19 protein-coding genes are annotated in these 20,800 nt (G+C 69.7%); 12 read left to right on the top strand and 7 right to left on the bottom strand.

The features are described 5' to 3' along the window. Positions 1-8 precede the first annotated feature (8 nt). Together MKK58_RS07560 and MKK58_RS07555 are read left to right on the top strand one after the other, a co-directional pair. Positions 9-776, top strand: a complete 768-nt coding sequence (locus MKK58_RS07560; protein WP_243911477.1) for an SDR family NAD(P)-dependent oxidoreductase — start codon at positions 9-11, stop codon at positions 774-776. Beyond that, on the top strand, positions 773-1,621 hold the full coding sequence (locus MKK58_RS07555) for a formyltransferase family protein (protein ID WP_243911476.1): 849 nt from the start codon (positions 773-775) through the stop codon (positions 1,619-1,621). Before MKK58_RS07560 ends, MKK58_RS07555 begins: the two co-directional genes overlap by 4 nt. A 43-nt stretch (positions 1,622-1,664) precedes the next feature. Here the strand turns inward: MKK58_RS07555 and ettA are convergent, their stop codons facing one another. The 3 genes from ettA to MKK58_RS07540 all read right to left on the bottom strand — a co-directional run bounded on the left by ettA (position 1,665) and on the right by MKK58_RS07540 (position 4,785). After that, positions 1,665-3,317 carry an energy-dependent translational throttle protein EttA gene (gene ettA / locus MKK58_RS07550; protein WP_238281025.1) on the bottom strand — a complete coding sequence of 551 codons (1,653 nt, stop codon included), beginning with the start codon at positions 3,315-3,317 and terminating at the stop codon, positions 1,665-1,667. Between the two features lie 262 nt (positions 3,318-3,579). Beyond that, positions 3,580-3,873 carry a hypothetical protein gene (locus MKK58_RS07545; RefSeq protein WP_243911475.1) on the bottom strand — a complete coding sequence of 98 codons (294 nt, stop codon included), beginning with the start codon at positions 3,871-3,873 and terminating at the stop codon, positions 3,580-3,582. Positions 3,874-3,885: 12 nt separating this feature from the next. After that, entirely contained in the window at positions 3,886-4,785 is a 900-nt protein-coding gene (locus MKK58_RS07540; protein ID WP_243911474.1) for a DNA/RNA non-specific endonuclease, read from the bottom strand. 647 nt (positions 4,786-5,432) lie between these two features. Here MKK58_RS07540 and dxs point away from each other — a divergent pair. The 7 genes from dxs to MKK58_RS07505 all read left to right on the top strand — a co-directional run bounded on the left by dxs (position 5,433) and on the right by MKK58_RS07505 (position 14,447). Then, entirely contained in the window at positions 5,433-7,445 is a 2,013-nt protein-coding gene (gene dxs, locus MKK58_RS07535; protein WP_243911473.1) for a 1-deoxy-D-xylulose-5-phosphate synthase, read from the top strand. A 162-nt stretch (positions 7,446-7,607) separates the two neighbouring features. Beyond that, positions 7,608-8,633: a hopanoid-associated sugar epimerase gene (gene hpnA, locus MKK58_RS07530; protein ID WP_243911472.1), complete on the top strand. Its 1,026-nt coding sequence runs from the start codon at positions 7,608-7,610 to the stop codon at positions 8,631-8,633. Then, entirely contained in the window at positions 8,630-9,541 is a 912-nt protein-coding gene (gene hpnC, locus MKK58_RS07525) for a squalene synthase HpnC (RefSeq protein WP_243911471.1), read from the top strand. The genes hpnA and hpnC overlap by 4 nt, the downstream gene beginning before the upstream one ends. Continuing rightward, positions 9,538-10,392 carry a presqualene diphosphate synthase HpnD gene (gene hpnD / locus MKK58_RS07520; protein WP_243911470.1) on the top strand — a complete coding sequence of 285 codons (855 nt, stop codon included), beginning with the start codon at positions 9,538-9,540 and terminating at the stop codon, positions 10,390-10,392. The genes hpnC and hpnD overlap by 4 nt, the downstream gene beginning before the upstream one ends. Continuing rightward, positions 10,392-11,696 carry a hydroxysqualene dehydroxylase HpnE gene (gene hpnE, locus MKK58_RS07515; RefSeq protein WP_243911469.1) on the top strand — a complete coding sequence of 435 codons (1,305 nt, stop codon included), beginning with the start codon at positions 10,392-10,394 and terminating at the stop codon, positions 11,694-11,696. The genes hpnD and hpnE overlap by 1 nt, the downstream gene beginning before the upstream one ends. Before the next feature lie 39 nt (positions 11,697-11,735). After that, complete coding sequence (shc, locus tag MKK58_RS07510; protein WP_243911468.1) at positions 11,736-13,733, top strand: squalene--hopene cyclase; 1,998 nt, start codon at positions 11,736-11,738, stop codon at positions 13,731-13,733. A gap of 18 nt (positions 13,734-13,751) precedes the next feature. Then, positions 13,752-14,447 (top strand): phosphorylase, encoded by a 696-nt coding sequence (locus MKK58_RS07505; RefSeq protein WP_243911467.1) that lies wholly within the window; start codon positions 13,752-13,754, stop codon positions 14,445-14,447. A 29-nt stretch (positions 14,448-14,476) separates the two neighbouring features. On the opposite strand, the gene MKK58_RS07500 is transcribed toward MKK58_RS07505, so the two are convergent. Together MKK58_RS07500 and MKK58_RS07495 are read right to left on the bottom strand one after the other, a co-directional pair. After that, positions 14,477-15,724 (bottom strand): DUF5666 domain-containing protein, encoded by a 1,248-nt coding sequence (locus tag MKK58_RS07500; protein ID WP_243911466.1) that lies wholly within the window; start codon positions 15,722-15,724, stop codon positions 14,477-14,479. 11 nt (positions 15,725-15,735) lie between these two features. Further along, positions 15,736-16,569, bottom strand: a complete 834-nt coding sequence (locus MKK58_RS07495; protein ID WP_243911465.1) for a DUF6502 family protein — start codon at positions 16,567-16,569, stop codon at positions 15,736-15,738. 139 nt (positions 16,570-16,708) lie between these two features. Here MKK58_RS07495 and MKK58_RS07490 point away from each other — a divergent pair, with 139 nt between their 5' ends. The 3 genes from MKK58_RS07490 (at position 16,709) to MKK58_RS07480 (ending at position 19,156) form a co-directional block, all read left to right on the top strand. Continuing rightward, positions 16,709-16,984: a hypothetical protein gene (locus tag MKK58_RS07490; RefSeq protein WP_243911464.1), complete on the top strand. Its 276-nt coding sequence runs from the start codon at positions 16,709-16,711 to the stop codon at positions 16,982-16,984. Positions 16,985-17,557: 573 nt separating this feature from the next. Continuing rightward, positions 17,558-17,917, top strand: a complete 360-nt coding sequence (locus MKK58_RS07485) for a hypothetical protein (protein ID WP_243911463.1) — start codon at positions 17,558-17,560, stop codon at positions 17,915-17,917. Between the two features lie 225 nt (positions 17,918-18,142). Continuing rightward, positions 18,143-19,156, top strand: a complete 1,014-nt coding sequence (locus tag MKK58_RS07480) for an HD-GYP domain-containing protein (protein ID WP_243911462.1) — start codon at positions 18,143-18,145, stop codon at positions 19,154-19,156. Positions 19,157-19,498: 342 nt separating this feature from the next. Here MKK58_RS07480 and MKK58_RS07475 read toward each other — a convergent pair whose 3' ends face one another. Next, positions 19,499-19,753, bottom strand: a complete 255-nt coding sequence (locus MKK58_RS07475; protein ID WP_243911461.1) for a hypothetical protein — start codon at positions 19,751-19,753, stop codon at positions 19,499-19,501. Further along, a complete protein-coding gene (locus MKK58_RS07470; RefSeq protein WP_243911460.1) occupies positions 19,750-20,505 on the bottom strand; it encodes a Crp/Fnr family transcriptional regulator in 756 nt (251 codons plus the stop codon). Before MKK58_RS07470 ends, MKK58_RS07475 begins: the two co-directional genes overlap by 4 nt. Positions 20,506-20,800: the final 295 nt, after the last annotated feature.

Below are 20,800 nucleotides of genomic sequence, written 5' to 3'. Positions count from 1 at the left end.
CAGACGCGATGTCCGTCACCCTGATCACCGGCGCGTCGAGCGGAATCGGCGCCGCCCTCGCCCGGCACTATGCCCAGCCCGGCGCAACCCTGATCCTGCATGGTCGGGACGCACCCCGCCTCGAGGCCGTGGCGCAGGCGTGTCGCGACCGGGGTGCCCATGTCGAAACCGAGCGCCTCGACGTCCGGGACCGGCCCGCGATCGCCGCCTGGCTCAGGGACCTCGATGCTCAGCGGCCGATCGACCTTGTCATCGTCAACGCGGCGATCAACGGCGGCGACCCGGGGGGCGACGTCGAGACCGAGGCCATGGCCTTCGAGACGGTGGACGTGAACCTCGTGGGTGCCCTCAACGTCGCCCTGCCCTGCGCGACGCTGATGCGGGCCCGTGGGGGCGGACAGATCGCCCTCGTTTCCTCGCTGGCAGCCTTCGCGCCGCTTCCCGACGCGCCCGCCTATAGCGGCACCAAGGCCGCCCTCCTCGCCCACGGTCTGGCCTTGCGCGAGAAGCTGAAACCGTACGGCGTTCGCGTCAACGTGGTGACGCCGGGCTACGTGAAGACCGCCATGGGCAGCGAGTACCAGGGCTGGCGTCCCCTGGAGATCAGCGCGCAGGACGCCGCCGCCCGCATCGCGCGCGGTCTCGCCCGGGACCGGGACATCGTCGCCTTTCCGTGGATCCTCGCCGCCGCCGCTCGTGGCGCGGCTCTCTTGCCGGAATCCCTGCGCCGCCTCGGGATGAGCGGGTTCAAGTTCAAGATCCGGGTCGGCCGGTGAGGCGCCCGCGCCTCGCGCTGCTCGCGCTGGAGGCCCTGCCGAACGCCCGCGCCGTCCGCCGCTTCGTGACGGACCACGCCGCCGAGATCGCCTTCGTGGGCCTGTCCAATGCCGAGCGGCCGAGTTCGGGCGGATTGACCGGGCAGATCCGGCGGCATCTCGCGCGCTCAGGCCCCGCGATCCTGCCCTATCTCGGCGTCAATTTCGGACTGCCCGATCTCCTTGCGCCGGTCTCGCCGCTGGCGCGCCGTCTGACCGGAGCCGGCACCGGGGCGATGCCCCTGAAAGCGCTCTGCCGAAGTCTCGGCATCCCGACCCTGAAGGTCGACGACGTCAACGGCGCGGATGTCGGGCAGGCCTTCGAACGGCACGCCCCCGACCTCATCGTGACCTTCCACTTCGACCAGATTCTTTCGGGCGCGACCCTGGCGCGGGCCCCCCTCGGGGGCCTGAACGTCCATCCCGGCCTCCTGCCGCGCCATCGCGGGCCGGTGCCGACCATCCATGCGCTGGCCGAGGCCGAACCGGCCTTCGGAGTCACGATCCATCGCCTCGCGGTGACGATCGATGCCGGGGCGATCCTGGCGCAGGAGGCCGTGCGCCTGCCTGGGGACACGACGGCGACCCGTGCCTCGGTGGTGCTGCACGAGCACGGGCGGGTGCTGATCGACAAAGCCCTCGCGGACCTCGCGGATGGCCGCCTCTGCGCCGGGACGATCGCGCCGATCCTGCCCTATTGCCCGTTCCCGGACCGGGAGCTGCTCAAGGGTCTGCGCCGCCGCGGCCGTAAGCTCACGGACGTGCGCGATTTAAAGGATGCCCTAGCGCTGAGCGCCCGGGCCTGATCCGGCGCCCGTCCTTCGGGAGAACGGGCGCCGGATGACCGTCTTACCGCGAAAACTTCTTGTACTTGATCTTCTTCGGCATCAGCGAATCGGCGCCGAGGCGACGCTTCTTGTCCTCCTCGTAATCCGAGAAGTTGCCCTCGAACCACTCGACGTGGCTCTCGCCCTCGAAGGCGAGGATGTGGGTGGCGATGCGGTTCAGGAACCAGCGATCGTGGCTGATGATCACGGCGCAGCCCGCGTAATCCTCCAGCGCCTCTTCGAGCGCCCGCAGGGTCTCCATGTCGAGGTCGTTGGTGGGCTCGTCGAGGAGGAGCACGTTCGCCCCGCCCTTCAGGGTCCGGGCGAGATGGACGCGGTTGCGCTCACCGCCCGAGAGGGTGCCGACCTTCTTCTGCTGGTCGGAACCCTTGAAGGCGAAGGCGGCGCAGTAGGCGCGGGAATTGATCTCGCGCTTGTTGAAATAGATGATGTCGTTGCCGCCCGAGACCTCCTGCCAGACCGTGGCGTTCGGATCGAGCGCGTCGCGCGATTGGTCGACGTAGCCGAGATGGACGGTCTCGCCGACGGAGATGGTGCCGCCGTCCGGCTTTTCCACACCGGTGATCATCTTGAACAGGGTCGTCTTGCCGGCACCGTTGGGACCGATCACGCCGACGATGCCACCCGGCGGGAGCTTGAAGGACAGGTCCTCGATCAGCAGGCGGTCGCCGAATGCCTTGTTGAGGTGCTCGAACTCGATGACGTTGTTGCCGAGCCGCTCGTCGATCGGGATGACGATCTGCGCCGAGGCGTCGATCTTGTCCTGGGATTTCGCCACCAGCTCCTCGTAGCGGGTGATGCGGGCCTTCGACTTCGACTGGCGCGCCTTCGGCGAGGCGGCGATCCACTCCTGCTCGCGGTTGATCGCGCGCTGGCGTGCCATGTCCTCGCGGCCTTCCTGCTGGAGCCGCTTCTGCTTCTGTACCAGCCAGGCCGAGTAGTTGCCCTCGTAGGGGTAGCCACGGGTCCGGTCGAGTTCGAGGATCCAGCCGGTGACGTTGTCGAGGAAGTAGCGATCGTGGGTCACGATCAGGATCGCGCCCGGGTACTGGCGCAGGTGGCCTTCGAGCCAGTTCACCGTCTCGGCGTCGAGGTGGTTGGTCGGCTCGTCGAGGAGCAGGAGTTCCGGCTCCCAGAGCAGCAGCTTGCAAAGGGCGACGCGGCGGCGCTCGCCGCCCGAGAGGGTCGCGACCGGCTGCTCGTCGCTCGGGCAGCCCAGAGCCTCCATGGCCTGGTCGACCTTGGAATCCAGCTCCCAGAGATTCTTGGCCTCGATCTGGTCCTGGAGGGCGGTCATCTCGTCCGCCGTCTCGTCGGAGTAGTTCATGGCGAGTTCGTTGTAGCGGTCGAGGAGCGCCTGCTTCTCGGCGACGCCCTCCATGACGTTCTCGCGCACGGACTTGTTCGGATCGAGCTGCGGCTCCTGCGGCAGGTAGCCGACCCGCGCGCCCTGCGCGACGAAGCCCTCGCCGGTCCAGTCCTTGTCGATGCCGGCCATGATCTTGAGCAAGGTCGACTTGCCCGAGCCGTTGATGCCTAGGACGCCGATCTTGGCGTCCGGGTAGAAGGACAGGTTGATGTTATCGAGGACCTTCTTGCCACCCGAATAGGTCTTGGTCAGACCCTTCATGTGGTAGATGAATTCGCGCGCCATGGTGGTATCCCTGTCGTGTCGGCGGTCCGGCGCGCCCTGCGCCTCGACCATCGGAATCGTCGTGTGCGTGGCCCCGCGGCTGCACCGGTTCGTGCCGGCCGGCGTGCCGCGCGGAATGCGCCAATGCGGGCGGACATCGGGCGCTCGCCGTCGTCGCACCGCTTCGCGTGAGAGTGTTGCGCCGGAGTATCAGGGCGGCGACCGACCGGCAAGAACGGGGACGTCAGGAACGGTCGCCGGAGAGGGGCGCAGGCTCCCGTTCTCAGGCGAAGGGGTTCTTCACCGTCTCGGCCGGCCGCACGGCCTCCGCGACGGCATCGGGCAACGGCTCCCCCTCCAGGGCCGCCACGATTGCAGCGAGCGTCGCGGCGAGCGCCCTGGCCCTGTCCAGGCCCGCCTTGTCCCGCGTGATGTCGAGACTGCCATGGAGGGCGATCCGGTCGGTGCCGTTCTCGATCGAGAGGCCCCCGATCGTCTGCACCGCCGCGTCGTCGGCGAAGGGCGCGAAGGCGTCCCTGCTCTTTCCGGAGCGCTTCTGCGAACCTTCCTTCGACACCGGGACACCCCTCTAGAAGATGGCGCGCATCACGGCGCGCCAGAGCTGCCGGAGGGCGCGATGCAGTTCGGCCTTCGCCCAGGCCTCGAACGAGTCCGGTTCAGGCGCGCGGCGTCGCGGACGCTCGTCGCCATCGGGCTCCCCCCGGGAATAGGTGCGCGGCTCGGGCAGGTCCATGGCCCTGGCCTTCACGGCCGGTGCCAGGCTTGGAAATACGTCGAGGCCGGAGGCCTCTCGCAGGGCGTCGAGGGAGACGGCCCGCCAGGGCGGGTCGTCCCGGTTCGCCACGAGGTAGGCGCCCGCCTCGCCCGTCGCCGGGTCGTAGAGCGCCTTGAAGAGCTGGGTCGGCACCAGCACGCGACCGTTGATCGCCTGGACCGCATCGCCGGAATAGATCGGCCCGGTCACGACGTAGAGCCTGCCGCGGCGGGTTGCGAGGCGCCGCACGCTCTCCTCGATCGCCGCCCAGAGCCCGCGGTTCAGGGCCCGGTCCTGCGGAACGACGTTGGCGAGGCTGAAGGACTGCGCCTGCGCCGCGCCCGTGGGCATGTCGCCGGCCGGCGCCATGTGGCCACGGTCGTAGCCGCTGTGGATGTAATCCTCCAGGCGCGCGCGATCGGTTGCCGGTAGCGCATCCTCGTCGTGGAAGGCGTCGACCCGGTCGACCCGGCGCGCCGCCGCGATACTCGCCCGCGTCAGATGCTCGGCCGCGTAGAGCGGTGTCCGCGACACGCCGGAATGGAGCACGGCGAAGGCGTCGTAGCACAGGGGCACGGCGCGCTCGGCGAGCTTCGAATTGACGATGTCCGGTCGGTGCCCATCCGCGAACGATTCGGCGCAATCCTGGGCCCGCGCTCCGGCTGGAGCGGCGAGCAGGCAGACCGACAGCAGCAGGATCGGCGTGCGGACCATCAGGGTGCGCCGGTCAGAAGCAAACCCGGACCTTGCGCGTTCCCTCGGGCGTCGCCCGGGTGCGATAGGCGCAGGGACGGCCGAGGGTGCCTTCGAAGGGGCGGACATCACGGTCGGCCGGGCCCGGGCCGGCCTGCACGCCGCAGGTGCCGGGCGTTCCGCACGGGAACGTGAAAGGCTCGACGGGGGCATGCCGGCGTGCCAGGGACGGGTCCGCGGACGCACCCGCGGCCGAGGCGGACGCGCTCAGCAGAATCAGGATTGGCACGAGACCGCAGAGGGGGCGAGGGAACGACATCATCTGCCTCGATGCGGGAGCGGCGGACGGGAAAAGCCGACCGCACCGTTGATCGGAACGAACGGGGCGATTAACTGCCGGACTTCCGACGCCGACGCCAGCATCTCGGGAGTCACAATTCGGCTTCGAAGTTCTGTTCCACCCTCCGGTCTTCGGCAGGGTTTTGCAGATGCGGTGTGGTCTTCGGGCCTGTGCCGGATGCCTCGTGAAGTGGCAAAGCCGCGCAATGACGTTATAAGTGCGATCGAAGGGCCCCGGTTTCGTCTTGGGGCATGCGTCGTTCGAGGGTCGGTCCGCGCAGAGCGCTGCCGGTGGGCCGGATCGGACGGGTGCCAGCAAACGAACGGGTATGGATTCAGTGTCACGGCAAGAAACCACGCAAGCGAGCCCGGCCTCTTCGGAGGCGACGGCGATCCTGGACGGGCTGGCGGAGCCCGCCTCCCTGCGGCTGTTGCCGGAGAGCGCGCTGCAGGCGGTGGCCGACGCGGTGCGCACGGAGATGATCGACGCGGTCTCGGTCACGGGCGGGCACCTGGGCTCGGGGCTGGGCGTGGTCGAGCTGACGGTGGCGCTGCATCACGTGTTCGACACCCCCGACGACCGCATCGTCTGGGACGTCGGGCACCAGGCCTACCCGCACAAGATCCTCACCGGCCGGCGCGACCGCATCCGGACGCTGCGCCAGCCCGGCGGCCTGTCGGGGTTTACCAAGCGCTCGGAGAGCGTCTACGACCCCTTCGGTGCGGCGCACTCCTCGACCTCGATCTCGGCCGCGCTCGGCATGGCGGTGGCGCGCGACCTCGACGAGGCGTCGGCCAAGGCCAAGGGCTTGGCCGCGGGCAAGCGCCGCAACATGATCGCGGTGATCGGCGACGGCTCGATGTCGGCGGGCATGGCCTACGAGGCCATGAACAACGCCGGCGCGCTGAAATCCCGTCTCATCGTCATCCTCAACGACAACGACATGTCGATCGCGCCCCCGGTCGGCGCCATGTCGGCCTACTTCGCGCGCCTGGCCTCGGGTGACGCCTACCAGTCCCTGCGCGAGACCGCCAAGCAGCTCGGCCGGCTCCTGCCGAAGGCGATCTACCAGCGCGCGGCGGCGGCCGAGGAATACGCCCGCTCCCTGGTGGTGGGCTCGGGCACGATGTTCGAGGAGATGGGCTTCCACTATGTCGGGCCCGTCGACGGGCACAACCTCGACCACCTGCTGCCGGTGCTCAAGAACGTGCGCGATTCCGAGCAGGGCCCGATCCTGCTCCACGTCGTCACCCAGAAGGGCAAGGGCTACGCGCCGGCGGAGGCGTCCGCCGACCGCTACCACGGGGTGGTCAAGTTCGACGTGCTCTCGGGGGTCCAGGCCAAGGCCAAGCCCAACGCCCCGGCCTACACGCGGGTGTTCGGCGAGAGCCTGATCAAGGCGGCGGATGCCGACGACAAGGTGGTGGCGATCACGGCGGCGATGCCCGGCGGCACGGGCATCGACCTGTTCGGCCAGGCGCACCCCGAGCGCACCTTCGATGTGGGCATCGCCGAGCAGCACGCGGTGACCTTCGCGGGCGGGCTGGCCACCGAGGGCTACAAGCCGTTCGTGGCGATCTACTCGACCTTCCTGCAGCGGGCCTACGACCAGGTCGTGCACGACGTGGCGCTGCAGAACCTGCCCGTGCGGTTCTGCATGGACCGGGCCGGTCTGGTGGGCGCGGACGGGGCGACCCATGCGGGCGCCTTCGACTTGGCCTATCTCTGCTGCCTGCCGAACATGACGGTGATGGCGGCCTCCGACGAGGCCGAGCTGGTGCACATGGTGGCGACCGCCCACGCGCACGACACGGGCCCGATCGCCCTGCGCTACCCGCGCGGCGAGGGGGTGGGCGTGGACCTGCCCGAGCGCGGGGTCGCGCTGCCGATCGGCAAGGGCCGGATGGTGCGGGCGCCCGAGGGGGCGCGGGTGGCGCTGCTGGCCCTGGGCACACGGATGGCGGAGGCGCTGAAGGCGGCCGACGCGCTGGAGGCGGAGGGCATCGCGGTGAGCGTGGCGGATGCGCGCTTCGCCAAGCCCCTGGACGAGGCGCTGATCCTCGATCTCGCCGGCCGCCACGAGGTCCTGGTGACCCTGGAGGAGGGCTCGGTGGGGGGCTTCGGCGCCATGGTGCTGCACCTGCTGGCCGAGCGGGGCGCGCTGGATGCCGGCCGGGTCCGGGTGCGCACGCTGACGCTGCCCGACACCTACCAGGACCACAACACGCCGGATGCCATGTACGCCGAGGCCGGCCTCGACGCCGCCGGCATCCTGAAAACCGTCAAGGCCGCCCTCCCAGAGCGGAAGGCCGGTCAGTCGGGGCGCCTGCGCCTCGCCTGAGCCGCAACCCAGGCGCGCGCCGCATCCGGGCTTTGCCGCCCGGGTGTGGCTCCGTTGCGCTTGTCCGTGCGCGGTTTCGATGACAAAAGCGCGCCATCCACGGGCCCGGCGTTCGCTTGGGGCTCGGCGCTCGTACAAGATCCTCTGACCCTTACGAGAGAAATGCCACAGGCGACCCCTTCCGGCCCGTTCGATGCCGGCCCGGTTCTCATCACCGGCGCGAGCGGTTTCCTGGGAGCGGCCCTGGTCGACGTCTTCCGCCACGCTGGCTTCCCCGTCCGGATCATGATCCGGGCGACCTCGCCGCGCACCAACCTGACCTGGACCGACGTCGAGATCGTCGAAGGCGACATGCGCGACCGCGCCGCCGTGGCGCGCGCCCTCCAGGGCCAGCGCTACCTCGTCCATGCGGCCGCCGATTACCGGCTCTGGGCACCGGATCCGGAGGAGATCGTCGCCACCAACCGCGACGGCGCCGTGATCCTGATGGAGGAGGCCCTGCGGGCCGGCATCGAGCGCATCGTCTATACGTCCAGCGTCGCCACCATCAAGCCGCACGACGACGGCACGCCCGCCGACGAGACGCGGCCCCTCACCCCCGGCACCGCCATCGGCGCCTACAAGCGCAGCAAGGTCGTATCCGAGCGCGTGGTCGAGGAGATGGCGGCCCGCAACGGCCTGCCGGTGGTCATCGTCAATCCCTCGACGCCGATCGGCCCGCGCGACGTCAAGCCGACGCCGACCGGGCGGATCATCCTGGAAGCAGCACTGGGTCGGATGCCCGCCTTCGTCGATACCGGCCTCAACCTCGCCCACGTGGACGACGTCGCCGCCGGGCACCTGCTGGCCCTGCGACACGGCCGGACCGGCGAGCGCTACATCCTGGGCGGAGAGAACGTGCTGCTGTCACAGATGCTGGCCGACATCGCCGGCATGGTCGGCCGCAAGCCCCCGACCGTCAACCTGCCCCGCGCCGTGGTCTACCCGATCGCTTATGTCTCCGAGCAGATCGCGCGCTTCACCGGCAAGGCCCCCTTCGCCACCATCGACGGCATCAAGATGTCCCGCTACCGGATGTTCTTCTCGGACGCCAAGGCGCGAGCCGAACTCGGCTACACCGCCCGCCCCTACGCGGAAGGCCTCTCCGACGCGATCGCTTGGTTCCGCCAGGAAGGACGCCTGCGATGAGCACGACGATCCAGACGGCCACCGAGGCGCGCACCGGCAAGGGCTACCGCGACGAGAACTTCCCCGTCGCGTCCCACCTCATCCACCCGAAGCATCGCGGCGCGATTCTGGCGTTCTACGACTTCGTCCGCGCCGGGGACGATGTCGCGGACCACACCGGCCTGACGCCGGAGCGGAAGATCGAGCTCCTCGACGCCCTGGCCGACGACCTGACGGGCACTCGCCCGACGGATTCGGCTGCCGAGCCCCTGCGCCGGGAACTCGCCGCGCGCGGGCTGGCACCGACGCATGCCCTCGAACTCCTCGACGCTTTCCGCCTCGACGCCCGCAAGAATCGCTATGCCGATTGGGACGAGCTGATCGCCTATTGCCGGCTCTCGGCGATGCCGGTCGGCCGCTACGTGCTCGATGTGCACGGCGAGGACCGCAGCGTGGTCTGGCGCTCCTCGGACGCGATCTGCGCCGCCCTCCAGATCATCAACCATCTGCAGGATTGCGGGAAGGATTTTCGCAGCATCGACCGGGTCTACATCCCCCAGGATGCCCTGGACCGGCACGGCGCGGCGATCTCCGAACTCGGGGCCGACAAGGCCTCGCCGGCCCTGCGCGGTGTCATTTCCGAGTTGGCGGAACGCACCATGGGGCTGCTCGACGAGGGGGCTGTCCTGCCTGACCTCATCGCGGACCTGCGCCTGAGCCTGGAGATCGCGGCGATCCACCGCCTCGCCGTCGTCCTCTGCAAGGGGCTGATGGAGCGCGATCCCCTGAGCGAGAAAGTCCATCACGGCAAGGCCGCTTTTGCCCTGACGGCACTCGGCGGCATCGTCGCGACCTTGGGCCGGCGACCGTTCCGCGGCCGTACCCTGCGCGCCCAGGCCCTGAAGAATTCGCCGGGGAGCCGCCCGTGAGCGCGACCGCATCTCCTGCCGTGGCGACGACACCCGCGGAGGCCGCCGCCCTGCCGGCGAAGTCCTCGTCGTTCTACACGGCGATGCGCCTGCTGCCCCCGGAGCGCCGGACCGCGATGTACGCCGTCTACGCCTTCTGCCGCGCGGTCGATGACGTCGCCGACGATGGCGGGCCGGCGCCTGTCCGGGCGGCGGAACTCGACCGCTGGCGCGCCGACATCGACGAACTCTATGCCGGCCGTCCCGCCGCGCGGGTGCAGGATCTCGTCGTGCCGATCCAGCGCTACGGCCTCCTCCGCGCGGATTTCCAGGCCGTGATCGACGGCATGGCGATGGACGCCTTCGAGGACATCATCGCCCCCGACGAAGCCACCCTCGACCTCTATTGCGACCGGGTCGCCAGCGCGGTCGGTCGGCTGTCCGTGCGGATCTTCGGGGTGTCGGAGGCGGAGGGCATCGCCCTCGCCCACCACGAGGGCCGTGCGCTTCAACTCACCAACATCCTGCGCGACATCGACGAGGATGCGGAGCGCAACCGGCTCTACCTGCCCCGCGAGAAGCTCGCCGCCATCGGCCTCGTCGCACCGACACCGCAGCAGGCCGTCGCGCATCCGCGCATCGGCGAGGTCTGCGCCCAGGTCGCGGCCGAGGCCGAGGCCCATTACCGGGAGACCTGGGCGATCATCGCCCGCTGCCCGCGCAAGGTCACCAAGGCGCCACGCCTGATGGCAGCGGCCTACCGCCTCTATCTCGACGCCGTCCTGGCGCGGGGCTGGGACAGGCCGCGCGCGCGGGTGAAACCGGGCAAGCTCGCTCTCCTCGGCGTCGCCCTGCGGCACGGAATCCTCTGATGGCAGGAACGGTCCACGTCGTCGGCGCGGGGCTCGCCGGTCTGTCCGCTGCCGTCTCCCTCGTCGAGCGCGGCGCCCGCGTCGTCGTGCACGAGGCCGCCAAGCAGGCGGGCGGGCGCTGCCGCTCCTATTACGATTCGACCCTCGGCCTGACCATCGACAACGGCAACCACCTGCTCCTGTCGGGCAATACCTCGGCGCTCGGCTTCATGCGCACGATCGGCGCTCCCGACAGTGCGCTGAGCGGACCGGCCGAGGCCGCTTTCCCGTTCGCGGACCTGAAGACCGGCGAGCGCTGGACCCTGCGTCCGAACGCCGGCCGCGTACCCTGGTGGGTGCTCCAGGCATCCCGCCGGGTGCCCGGCACGAGCGCGCGGGACTATCTCGCGCCGCTGGGCATCCTCAAGGCCGCCGCTGGGAAGGCGCCTGGCCAGGGCGGCACCATCGGCGAGAGCATGGCCTGCAGGGGCACGCTCTACGAGCGCCTTTGGCATCCCGTGCTGCTGGCGGCCCTGAACACCGATCCCAAGGAAAGCGACACCGGCCTCGCAGCCACGATCCTGCGCGAGACCCTGGGTGCCGGCGGCAAGGCCTGCCGGCCCCTGGTCGCCGTGGGCGGTCTCTCCGCGGCCTTCGTCGATCCGGCCGTCGCCTATCTGGAGCGGCGCGGCGCGGCGCTGCGGTTCGGCCACCGCCTGCGCAGCCTGACGCTCGGCGTCGGCCGCATCGACGGGCTCGTCTTCAGCGACGAATCGATCAGCCTCGGCCCCGATGATTCGGTGGTCCTCGCCCTGCCGCCCTGGGTGGCGAGCGACCTCCTGCCCGGCCTGCCGGCGCCCCAGAGCCACCGCTCCATCGTCAACGCGCACTTCGCTGTGGTTCCGCCACCGGGCTCGCCGTTACTTCTCGGCGTGGTGAATGGACTGACCGAATGGCTGTTCGCCTATCCGGATCGTCTGTCCGTGACCATCAGCGGTGCGGATCGTCTCTTGGATGTGCCGCGCGAGGATTTGGGACGTCGGATCTGGGACGAGATCGTGACCTTGACTGGACTTGCACCGGAACTGCCAAGCTGGCAGATCGTCAAGGAGAAGCGGGCGACCTTCGCGGCAACGCCCGCCGAGGCCGCGCGGCGCTCCGGCGCCGTGACGGCCCATCGGAATCTCGTCCTGGCAGGCGACTGGACCGCGACCGGCCTGCCTTCGACGATCGAGGGAGCGATCCGTTCGGGAACGACGGCCGCCCACGCGCTCGCCCGTTCCACGGGCACGTGTGGACAGGCACCGGCACGCGGCGCGGCGTGAGTTATGGCGGCTGCCTGGGCAGCCGGTGAGGCGAGGACGATGCGGGAAGCATTCAGGAAGGTCGAGGCGCTGCAGCGACCGAAGACGCAAGAAATCTCACTCGAGGACGTCGAGCGCGGTGTCGTGCGCGCGACCCAGGCCCTCTCGGCCCTGGCGCATGCCGACGGGCACCTGTGCTTCGAACTCGAGGCCGACGCGACGATCCCGTCCGAATACATCATGTTCCACCAGTTCCGGGCCACCGAGATTCCGGCGGAACTGGAAGCCAAGATCGGTAACTACCTGCGCCGCACGCAGGGCAAGCACGGCGGCTGGGCGCTGGTCCATGACGGGCCGTTCGACATGAGCGCCAGCGTGAAGGCCTACTTCGCCCTGAAGATGAGCGGCGATTCGATCGAGGCGCCGCACATGCGCCGCGCTCGCGAGGCCATCCTCTCCCGCGGAGGCGCCGCCAATTCCAACGTCTTCACCCGCTTCCTGCTCGCGCTCTACGGCGAGGTGCCGTGGCGCGCCGTGCCGGTGATGCCCGTGGAGATCATGCACCTGCCGAAGTGGTTCCCGTTCCACCTCGACAAGGTCTCCTACTGGGCGCGCTGCGTGATCGTTCCCATGCTGGTGATCCAGGCGAAGAAGCCGCTCGCCAAGAATCCGCGCGGCATCGGCATTCCCGAACTCTTCGTGGCACCGCCCCAGACCGTACGGACCTGGCCGGGCAGCCCGCATGCGACCTGGCCCTGGACGCCGATCTTCGGCGCCATCGACCGCATGCTCCAGGTCACGCAAGAATACTTCCCGAAGAAGCGCCGCGCGCGCGCCGTCGACAAGGCGGTGGCCTGGGTCAGCGAGCGCCTGAACGGCGACGACGGCCTCGGCGCCATCTTCCCCGCCATGGTCAACACCGTGCTGATGTACGACGTGCTCGGCTACCCGGCGGACCACCCGCAGGTCCGGATCGCCTGCGAGGCGATCGAGAAGCTCGTTGTCGTCAAGGAGAACGAGGCCTACGTGCAGCCCTGCCTGTCCCCGGTCTGGGACACGGCGCTCGCCGGCCACGCCCTCCTGGAGGCCGGCGGAGCGGAAGCCGAGCACCAGGCCCGGCGCGGTCTCGACTGGCTGAAGCCGCTCCAGGTCCTGGACATCAAGGGCGATTGGGCGGCCGGTCGGCCGAACGTGCGTCCCGGCGGCTGGGCCTTCCAGTACGCCAACCCGCACTTCCCCGACCTCGACGACACCGCCGTCGTGGTGATGGCCATGGACCGGGCGACGCATCAGCGCGGCCTCGTGGCCGACGTGCCGGACTATGCCAACGCGATCGCCCGCGCCCGCGAATGGGTCGAGGGCCTGCAATCGAGCGACGGCGGCTGGGCGGCGTTCGACGCCGACAACAACCACCACTACCTCAACCACATCCCGTTCTCGGATCACGGGGCGCTGCTCGATCCGCCGACCGCCGACGTGACCGCCCGCGTCGTCTCGATGCTGTCCCAGCTCGGCGAGACCCGCGCGAGCTCGAAGGCCCTCGACCGGGGCGTGACCTACCTGCTGAACGATCAGGAGGAGGACGGCTCTTGGTACGGCCGCTGGGGCATGAACTTCATCTACGGCACCTGGTCGGTGCTCTGCGCCCTCAACGCGGCGAACGTCGATCCGGCCTCGCCGGAGATCCGCAAGTCCGTGGCCTGGCTGATCCGCATCCAGAACCCGGATGGCGGCTGGGGCGAGGATGCCTCGTCCTACAAGATCGACCCGGCCTTCGAGCCCGGCTACTCCACCGCCTCGCAGACGGCGTGGGCGCTGCTGGCCCTGATGGCGGCGGGCGAGGCCGACGATCCGGCCGTGACGCGGGGCATCAACTACCTGACGCGGACGCAAGGGGCGGACGGGTTCTGGTCCGAGGAACGCTACACCGCCACCGGCTTCCCGCGGGTGTTCTACCTGCGCTACCACGGCTACCCGAAGTTCTTCCCGCTCTGGGCCATGGCCCGCTACCGCAACCTGAAGCGCAGCAACACCCGGACGGTCGCCTTCGGGATGTGAGGCGAGCGGACCCGCGTCATGGCCTCGGATACAAGATCTCATCCCGTCCTGGCCGTGACGGGCCTCGCGAAGGAGGCGCGCCTCGCGGCCGGACCGGGGGTCGAGGCCATCGGTGCGGGCGGTAATCCCGCCCGCCTCCGCGCCCTTCTCGCCGCACGGGGCGAGCCCGGGTGCCGAGCCGTCGTCAGCATCGGCATTGCCGGCGGCCTCGATCACGACGCGCGGCCCGGCGACGTGCTGGTCGCCACGTCCATCGTCCATGCCGGCCGCAGTCACGCCGCCGATCCGTTCATCGCGAACACGCTGCTCGGCCTGCTCGCCGGATCGGGCCTGCGCTTGCGCTCCGCTCCGCTCGCGGGCGTCGATGACGCCGTCCTCGAGGTCGCCGACAAGGCCGCATTGCGGGCGGCGACGGGCTGCGCCGCCGTCGACATGGAATCCCACGTCGCCGTCGCCTTCGCGGAGCGGCATGGGCTGCCTTTCGCGGCCCTGCGCATCGTGTGCGATCCCGCCACCCGTGCCATCCCGGCCTTCGCCGCCAAAGCGCTGAAGCCGAACGGCGAGCCCGATATCTGGGGCGTCCTCGCGGCGGTGATCCGCGCGCCCGGACAGATCGGGCCCCTCATCCACCTCGCGCGTGATTCCGGCGCCGCCTTCGCCAGCCTCAAGCGCTGTCGCACGCGACTCGGCCCGGGGCTGGGTGTGCCGACGTAGCGAACCGAACGAACGCGGGACCGGCTCGGTCAGCGGCCCCCCGGTCCGCCGGAACCGCCGCCGAACCCGCCCGGCCCCCGGCCGAAGCCGCCGGGTCGTTCGAGTCCGCCGCCGGGCCCACCCCCGAATCCGCCGCCGGGTCCTCCGCCGAAACCGCTTCCGCGTTCACCGCCGAAGCCGCCATGACCGGGGCCGAACGCGCCAGGGCCGGCGCCACCGGGCGACCGCCTATCGATGTCCAGGTGCGGCGGCCCGCCGGGAGTCCCACCGTCGAAGCGCGGGGCGCTTCCACGTGATCCGCCCTCAGGAAGGGCCGGTCGCTCGGGCATGGCCGGGCGTTCGGTCCCGCGTGCGTCGATACGCAGACGCTCCACGGTGAGTCTGCCGTCGAGCCCCGGTTCCGCCGTCACGATGGCGCGCACGCTCCCCCGCCGGGGAAGGTCGGCAACGGCGGCGCCCGAGACGTCGAAGCCGGAGCCGAGATGCAGGCCGCGCCCGTTGCGGCCGACATAGGCCTCGATGGATACGCGCCGCAGGCCCGGCACGAACAGGGCGCGGGCCTCGTCCACCCGGGCAACGGTGAGGTTCGGGCCGCTCGCCTCTCCGATCACCGTGGCGCGGCGGCCGACATGCTGCGGATCGACGCCGAGCAGCGTCAGGTCCCCGATCATCGCGCGGCCTTCGGCGCCGCGCCGGATGCGCCCCGCGACCCGGGCCGGGCCGGTGCTGCGGGGCTCGATCAGGCTAGCCACCACCACACCGTCGGGCCGGCGCAGGCCGCTCACGGCGACGCGGTCGCCCGTCTTCCAGCGTCCCGCCTGGGCCGCCGGCAGCGTGACGCGCTGACCGAGGACGGTCAGCGTCCCCTTGCCGATTGCCTCGACGGGGCCGACCACCTCGCTGGTGACGTCGATGCGGCGGGTGGAGAGCGCGCGTCCGTCCGCATGGGCCACGACACGGACCACATGGCCGATTCTGAGGTCGGAGACCGAGGCCGGTGCCCCGTCGATGCGTACGGCGACGTCCTTCGGGTAGGCGATGCGCAGGTCGTTGACGACGATGGAGCCGAAACGGCGAATCGTCCCGATCACGCCGGTGCCGCCGATACCGCGGTCGCCGGTCTCCTCGGTGCCGTCACCGGGCGGCGGGGTCGGGCGGGCGCCGGTGCCGCCGATGCCCTGGTCGCGGATCGGCGGCACCGGATCGGCCTGCGCCGCGAGGGCGAGGGGAGCGAGTCCGAGCAGACGCAGGGCGTCGCGGCGGGTGGGCGCACGCATGGTCGGCCCCCTCACGCCTTGGCCGCCGTGGGCGGCACATCCTCGGCGTAGACGTAGAGGCCGAAATTCCAGCGATGGCTGCCTCCGGGATCGGTCTCGCAGGCGGCGTGCGCCTCGCGGTTGGCCTGCTGGAGCGCCTCCATGGCGATCTCGCGCGCCCGCGCTTCCAGGCGCTCGGCGAGGTCTCGCGAGAGGCCGTCATAGTGGACGGCGCGTTCGAGGAAGCGCGGCGTCGGGCCGGTGACGTTGGCGACACTCGCGGCGATGTGGTCGTGCAGGTTCCGACCGAAATAATAGAGGTGGGACTCGTCGCCCCCCTTCGGCACGTAGGCCGCCTCCGTGAGGACGATGCGGCCCTCCGCATCCGGGATGACGAGCCCCCGGTCCAGCCATTCGTCGAGGACGGCGCGGGGGCGCAGATCGCGGGTCACGGCTGACACGAGATTGTCGAAGGACGGAGCGTCCCCCTCGCCGATCCGCGCCAGGGGCAGCGGTTGGCCGTTTCCATCGGTGAAACGCGGGTCGGCGAGCCAGCGCGCGATGATCCGGCTCGTGCGCGAGACGGCCGACGGCACGACGCTGACCGGCGCGCCGGCGCCGCGCAGGCGGCTCACTTCCTTGCGGTGGATGCCGGTGAGGAGGCTGACCCGGCTGTCCGTCTGCTCCTTGCCGGGCAGCGCGAAATCATACTCGGCGACGTTCACGTAGAGTTCGCGCAGGAGCGTCGTCAGGGCCGGAAATGTGATGCCGCGGGCCACGAACAGGCGCACCAGGGGGCGCAGAAGGCGCGCCACCGGGGCGTGCAGATTGGCGCCCTCGGGCGAAGTCTCGGACGGATCGGCCATCGGAGCACCTTAACCACCGGCTTGTGGGAGACAATCCCACAACGTGTGGATCAGCACCGTATCCCCCATTCTCCATATTGACGTGGGAAATTTACACACATATCGAAGTGATGTGGTCAAATTTCCCACGGAGCCTGACATGAGTCCGTTGAAGCCCGCATTCGCAGATTCTTGCCTGCCGCCGATGCAGCTTCGACGCGGTTCGGTCGGGCCCTCCGTCGCCCCGCGCCTGCACGCGTCCTACCTCATGCGCGGCCTCTTCCTCGTAGGTGCCCTCGCGCTGCCCGCCCTCGGAATCCAGCTGGCGGATCGACCCGCCCGGACGCCGAATGCCCAGGCGATTCAAGTCGCCGCCGTCCATCCAACTCCCCCGCTCCGGACGGCAGCGGTTCTCCTCGACCCGGCCCTGCGCTGATGGTCCGAGCCCCGATGCCCATGGCGATACATCCGTTCCATGCGCGGATGCGCTACGCATCCGACCCCGTGATCGACCTGGCGCTCTGCACCGTTCTGGCGGTCTCCCTCGTTAGCCTGTTCTTCCTAGCCCTGTGACGTGATCCCGGGTTCATCGCCGATGCCGCTCTACCGATCAGACCCGCGCCTCAGCCCGTCGCTCAGAGCCTGCCTGTCCAGGCCGGCGCCGCGTGCAGGCGGAGCGTGGCGCGCGCTCGTCACGCTCCTCGGTTGGATGCGTTCGCGCGAGCACCGGGATCCGCCGGTCCCGGAGAGACATTCTTAACCAATCGACGGCACGCTCAGTCGTGTGGGAAATAGTCCCACGTAAAGGATGACAGCGATGTCGACGATCTCGGCGAATTCGGCCGCACCTCCTCCTCCGCCACCGCGTCATCGTATCTCCGAGGGCGGCTTAAGCGCGCGAACGGTCAGCGGACATACGACGACCGATGCGGTCTCCTCCGGCGCCGGCGCGAGCGGGACGACCACCACGGACGCGTCCACGGATGCGGACAGCCTCGACCCCGGCAGCTTGACGAACCGGATCGACGATCTCCTGACCCAGCAGGTCGGAACCGGGACCCTGACCGAGGCCCAGGCCGATACGCTGAAGAGCGCCTTCGAAAACCTCGGCGGCGGTACCGAGGGCGTCGGCGCCCGTCAGCGTCCGCAGGGACCGCCCCCAGGGCCGCCGCCCGATGGGTCGGGGTCCGGATCGGGAACCTCCGATGCTTCATCCGAGAACACCGGCGCGACCTCGGCGGACGACCTCCTGGCGAATTTCGTGAAGCAGTTGCAAGCGGTGCAGAACCAATCCAGCGCCTACGCCGCCGACGGAACCCGCTCGAGCAGCCAGACCGCCAGCGCCCTTCTCCTCAACTTCACGGCGTGACACCCGAAGCCCCGAAGCAAGCCGGTCGGGTGGCGCCAACGTCACGGCCGCGGATTTCCGCGATCCGCCCGGCCCGTCAGGCCGCGAAGGCGCGCGACAGGGCGCCGGATTTGGTATCGAAGGGGAAGCAGCCGGATCGTCGCGCTTGCAGGGTGTGCTCGCCAGGAAGCGCACTCGGGCTTACGCGGTCGTCCTCCCTCGGCGCCGAAGGGCAAGACCACCGCGATGTTCGTGCTGATTCTCGATGATGCCCCGCTGAACAATCTGTTGCTCGCCGAGGTCATTCGCGATCTGCCCGATTGTACGGTCCGCGACTTCACGGTTCCGTCCGACGCCCTGGCCTTCGTGCGTGAGAATGCCGAGCGGATCGGCGTCGCGATCTCCGACTTCGAGATGCCGGGGATGAACGGGGTCGAGTTCATCCGTGCCGCCCGAATGATCCCGGGCTTCGCGCATGTCCCCATCGTCATGGTGACCAGCCTCGACCAGCGCAGCCTGCGCCGGGAAGCGCTCGCGGCCGGGGCCACGGACTTTCTCGCCAAGCCCTTCGACGCCGTCGAGATCAGGGCCCGCGTCTCGAACCTGCTCGCCCTCAACCAGGCGCGGCTCGATCAGATCGACCGGGCCGCTTGGCTCGACCGCGAAGTGAAGGCCGCCACCGCCCTCATCGCGGCGCGCGAGCGCGAGATCGTCATGATGCTCATGAAGGCCGCCGAACACCGGGACAATGAGACCGGCAATCACGTGGCGCGGGTCGCCGGCCTCGTCACGGCGATCGGTCACGGCCTCGGGCTGCCGGAGGAGCAGGTCGAGCAGCTCAGCCTCGCCTCCACGATGCACGATGTCGGCAAGATCAGTGTGCCGGATTCGATCCTGCTGAAGCCGGGGCCACTCACGGCGGAGGAGCGCCACGAGATGCAGCACCATGCCGAGCGCGGCAAGCGCATTCTGGAGGGCAGCTCCTCCAGTCTGATGCAACTGGCCGCTGAGATCGCCGCTACGCATCACGAGCGCTGGGACGGTTCCGGCTATCCGCTCGGCCTCAGCGGCGAGGCGATCCCGCTCTCGGGCCGCATCGTCGCCATCGCCGACGTATTCGATGCGCTGACCTCGGAGCGCCCCTACAAGAAGGCCTGGAGCGAGGCCGAGGCGCTCAACCACATCCGCGCCAATGCGGGTTCGCATTTCGACCCGGTCTGCGTGGACGCCTTCCTGAATGCGCAGGCGGGACAGGGCTGAGCTCTGCCCGATCCGGGCCGCCCGGTCCCCATTTCAGCAGTGGGCGAGCGCGCGCCCGGACATGCCCGATGCGCGGATCGTCTCAGGACGCGGTGAGTGCGCGGGCAACGTCGCGAGGGGGAAGCCGGTCTCGCGAGCCACGATAAGTCGGTGACGCTTCATCCCCATTCGACGGGGAAGGCTGCGGCCCCCACGCGGACCGTTCGGAGTCTCGCCGACACGTTCGGGGGGCACGGCGTCGACGAGACCCGATCGGATCCGTCGTGGGTCCGACTTCTCGATCGTGTCCCCGGACGACGCGATCCGCATTCACGAAGCTCGACCGGCGAGCGAGAATCTGTCTCAATCGCGGGACGTGATGTCCACCAGCTGGGTCGAGATCCAGGCCTTGGCCGTTTCGAGATCGTCGAAGAGCGGCGCATGAACGTCCTTCACCGGACCGAAGCCGCCTTCGAGGAACCACTTCCCGGCATGTGCATCGTGTTCGCCGGAGAGCAGGACGAGCACAGCGACGAGCATGCCGTCCTCGAAAACCAGGCGACTCTCGCGGTCGTTGCTGCCCGTCGCGATCTGGACGGGTTGTAGTTTCATGGTCATGCCGCCGCCTGTGTCCCCAGGTGCAGGTACTTCGCGTTGAACTCGGCAATCGACTTCAGGCGGTGATGATCGAGGATCTTCAGCGTCCTGCCTCTGAGTTCAATCACACCTTGGCGTCGGAGTTCCTGAAGCGAGCGGTTTACGTGGACATTCGAGAGGCCGACGGTGTCGGCGAGGTCGAGCTGCGTGACTGGGAACTCGTAGGAATCCTCGCTGGCGAAGCCCACGATCTGCAGGCGAACGAGCAACTCGCACAACAGGTGGGCGATCCGCTCGATCGCGGAGCGGCAGCCCACGTTCACGAGCCACTCGCGCAGCGTCGCCTCGTCCACCAGGGTCGAGATGCGCAGGGAGCGGGCGATGGCGGGATGCTCGTCCATCAGGCGCTTCACGAGGTCCAGGGACAGACGGACGACCCGGCAGGTGGAGAGCGTCGTGATGGTGTGGTCCATCTGCGTCAGCAGGGCGACGTCGAGGTCGCAGGCATCTCCGGGCACGAGATAGGCGGTGATGTGCCGCGCACCGTTGGCCCGGTGCTTCTGCCGGCAGGCGATGCCCTCCATGATCAGGATCACGCCGTCCGGTGTGTCCCCTTCACGGATCAGGTCGACCCGCGGGCCGATCCGCTGGGCGTTCGCGCTGATCCGTTCGAGGAGGGCGCGATCGGCATCCCGGAGCGGACCGAACCCTTCGAGTTTGCGTACGAAGGGATTTGACACGTCGAAGCGCGGCGTGGGCGGAGGGGATGGCAAGGCGGGATCCGTCTGAGAGGCGTCTATCGGGCAGACCGGCAGGGACGTGACGGACTCGCACTGCATGATTGGGTCGGCCAAACGATCCCGCGGTCGGGCCTTGATGCCGCGCGCCTCGGTATCGGCGCTCCGGTCGGTCCGCAGGGCGAGCCCTGCGATGAACCCGGGGTGTGACCGGTGCCCGCCCTGACGGGCCGCGCAGGCCGGTGCGCCACGCCGACGGTTTCAAGTCTCCGACATCCAGGCCGGTGCTCCGAAGCGAGACGATCGATTGCACACACGTTCGCGTATTTAG

Source organism: Methylobacterium sp. J-078 (genome assembly GCF_022829285.1).
Classification (GTDB): Bacteria; Pseudomonadota; Alphaproteobacteria; order Rhizobiales; family Beijerinckiaceae; genus Methylobacterium.
This window is presented reverse-complemented; position numbering and strand designations above follow the sequence as displayed.

Coding starts and splice junctions, on each gene's coding strand:
- hpnA (WP_243911472.1), top strand. CDS start 7,608: ATGCCACAGGCGACCCCTTCCGGCCCGTTCGATGCCGGCCCGGTTCTC.
- MKK58_RS07480 (WP_243911462.1), top strand. CDS start 18,143: ATGTTCGTGCTGATTCTCGATGATGCCCCGCTGAACAATCTGTTGCTC.
- MKK58_RS07560 (WP_243911477.1), top strand. CDS start 9: ATGTCCGTCACCCTGATCACCGGCGCGTCGAGCGGAATCGGCGCCGCC.
- dxs (WP_243911473.1), top strand. CDS start 5,433: ATGGATTCAGTGTCACGGCAAGAAACCACGCAAGCGAGCCCGGCCTCT.
- shc (WP_243911468.1), top strand. CDS start 11,736: ATGCGGGAAGCATTCAGGAAGGTCGAGGCGCTGCAGCGACCGAAGACG.
- MKK58_RS07490 (WP_243911464.1), top strand. CDS start 16,709: ATGAGTCCGTTGAAGCCCGCATTCGCAGATTCTTGCCTGCCGCCGATG.
- MKK58_RS07475 (WP_243911461.1), bottom strand. CDS start 19,753: ATGACCATGAAACTACAACCCGTCCAGATCGCGACGGGCAGCAACGAC.
- MKK58_RS07500 (WP_243911466.1), bottom strand. CDS start 15,724: ATGCGTGCGCCCACCCGCCGCGACGCCCTGCGTCTGCTCGGACTCGCT.
- ettA (WP_238281025.1), bottom strand. CDS start 3,317: ATGGCGCGCGAATTCATCTACCACATGAAGGGTCTGACCAAGACCTAT.
- MKK58_RS07505 (WP_243911467.1), top strand. CDS start 13,752: ATGGCCTCGGATACAAGATCTCATCCCGTCCTGGCCGTGACGGGCCTC.
- hpnE (WP_243911469.1), top strand. CDS start 10,392: ATGGCAGGAACGGTCCACGTCGTCGGCGCGGGGCTCGCCGGTCTGTCC.
- MKK58_RS07540 (WP_243911474.1), bottom strand. CDS start 4,785: ATGGTCCGCACGCCGATCCTGCTGCTGTCGGTCTGCCTGCTCGCCGCT.
- MKK58_RS07495 (WP_243911465.1), bottom strand. CDS start 16,569: ATGGCCGATCCGTCCGAGACTTCGCCCGAGGGCGCCAATCTGCACGCC.
- hpnC (WP_243911471.1), top strand. CDS start 8,630: ATGAGCACGACGATCCAGACGGCCACCGAGGCGCGCACCGGCAAGGGC.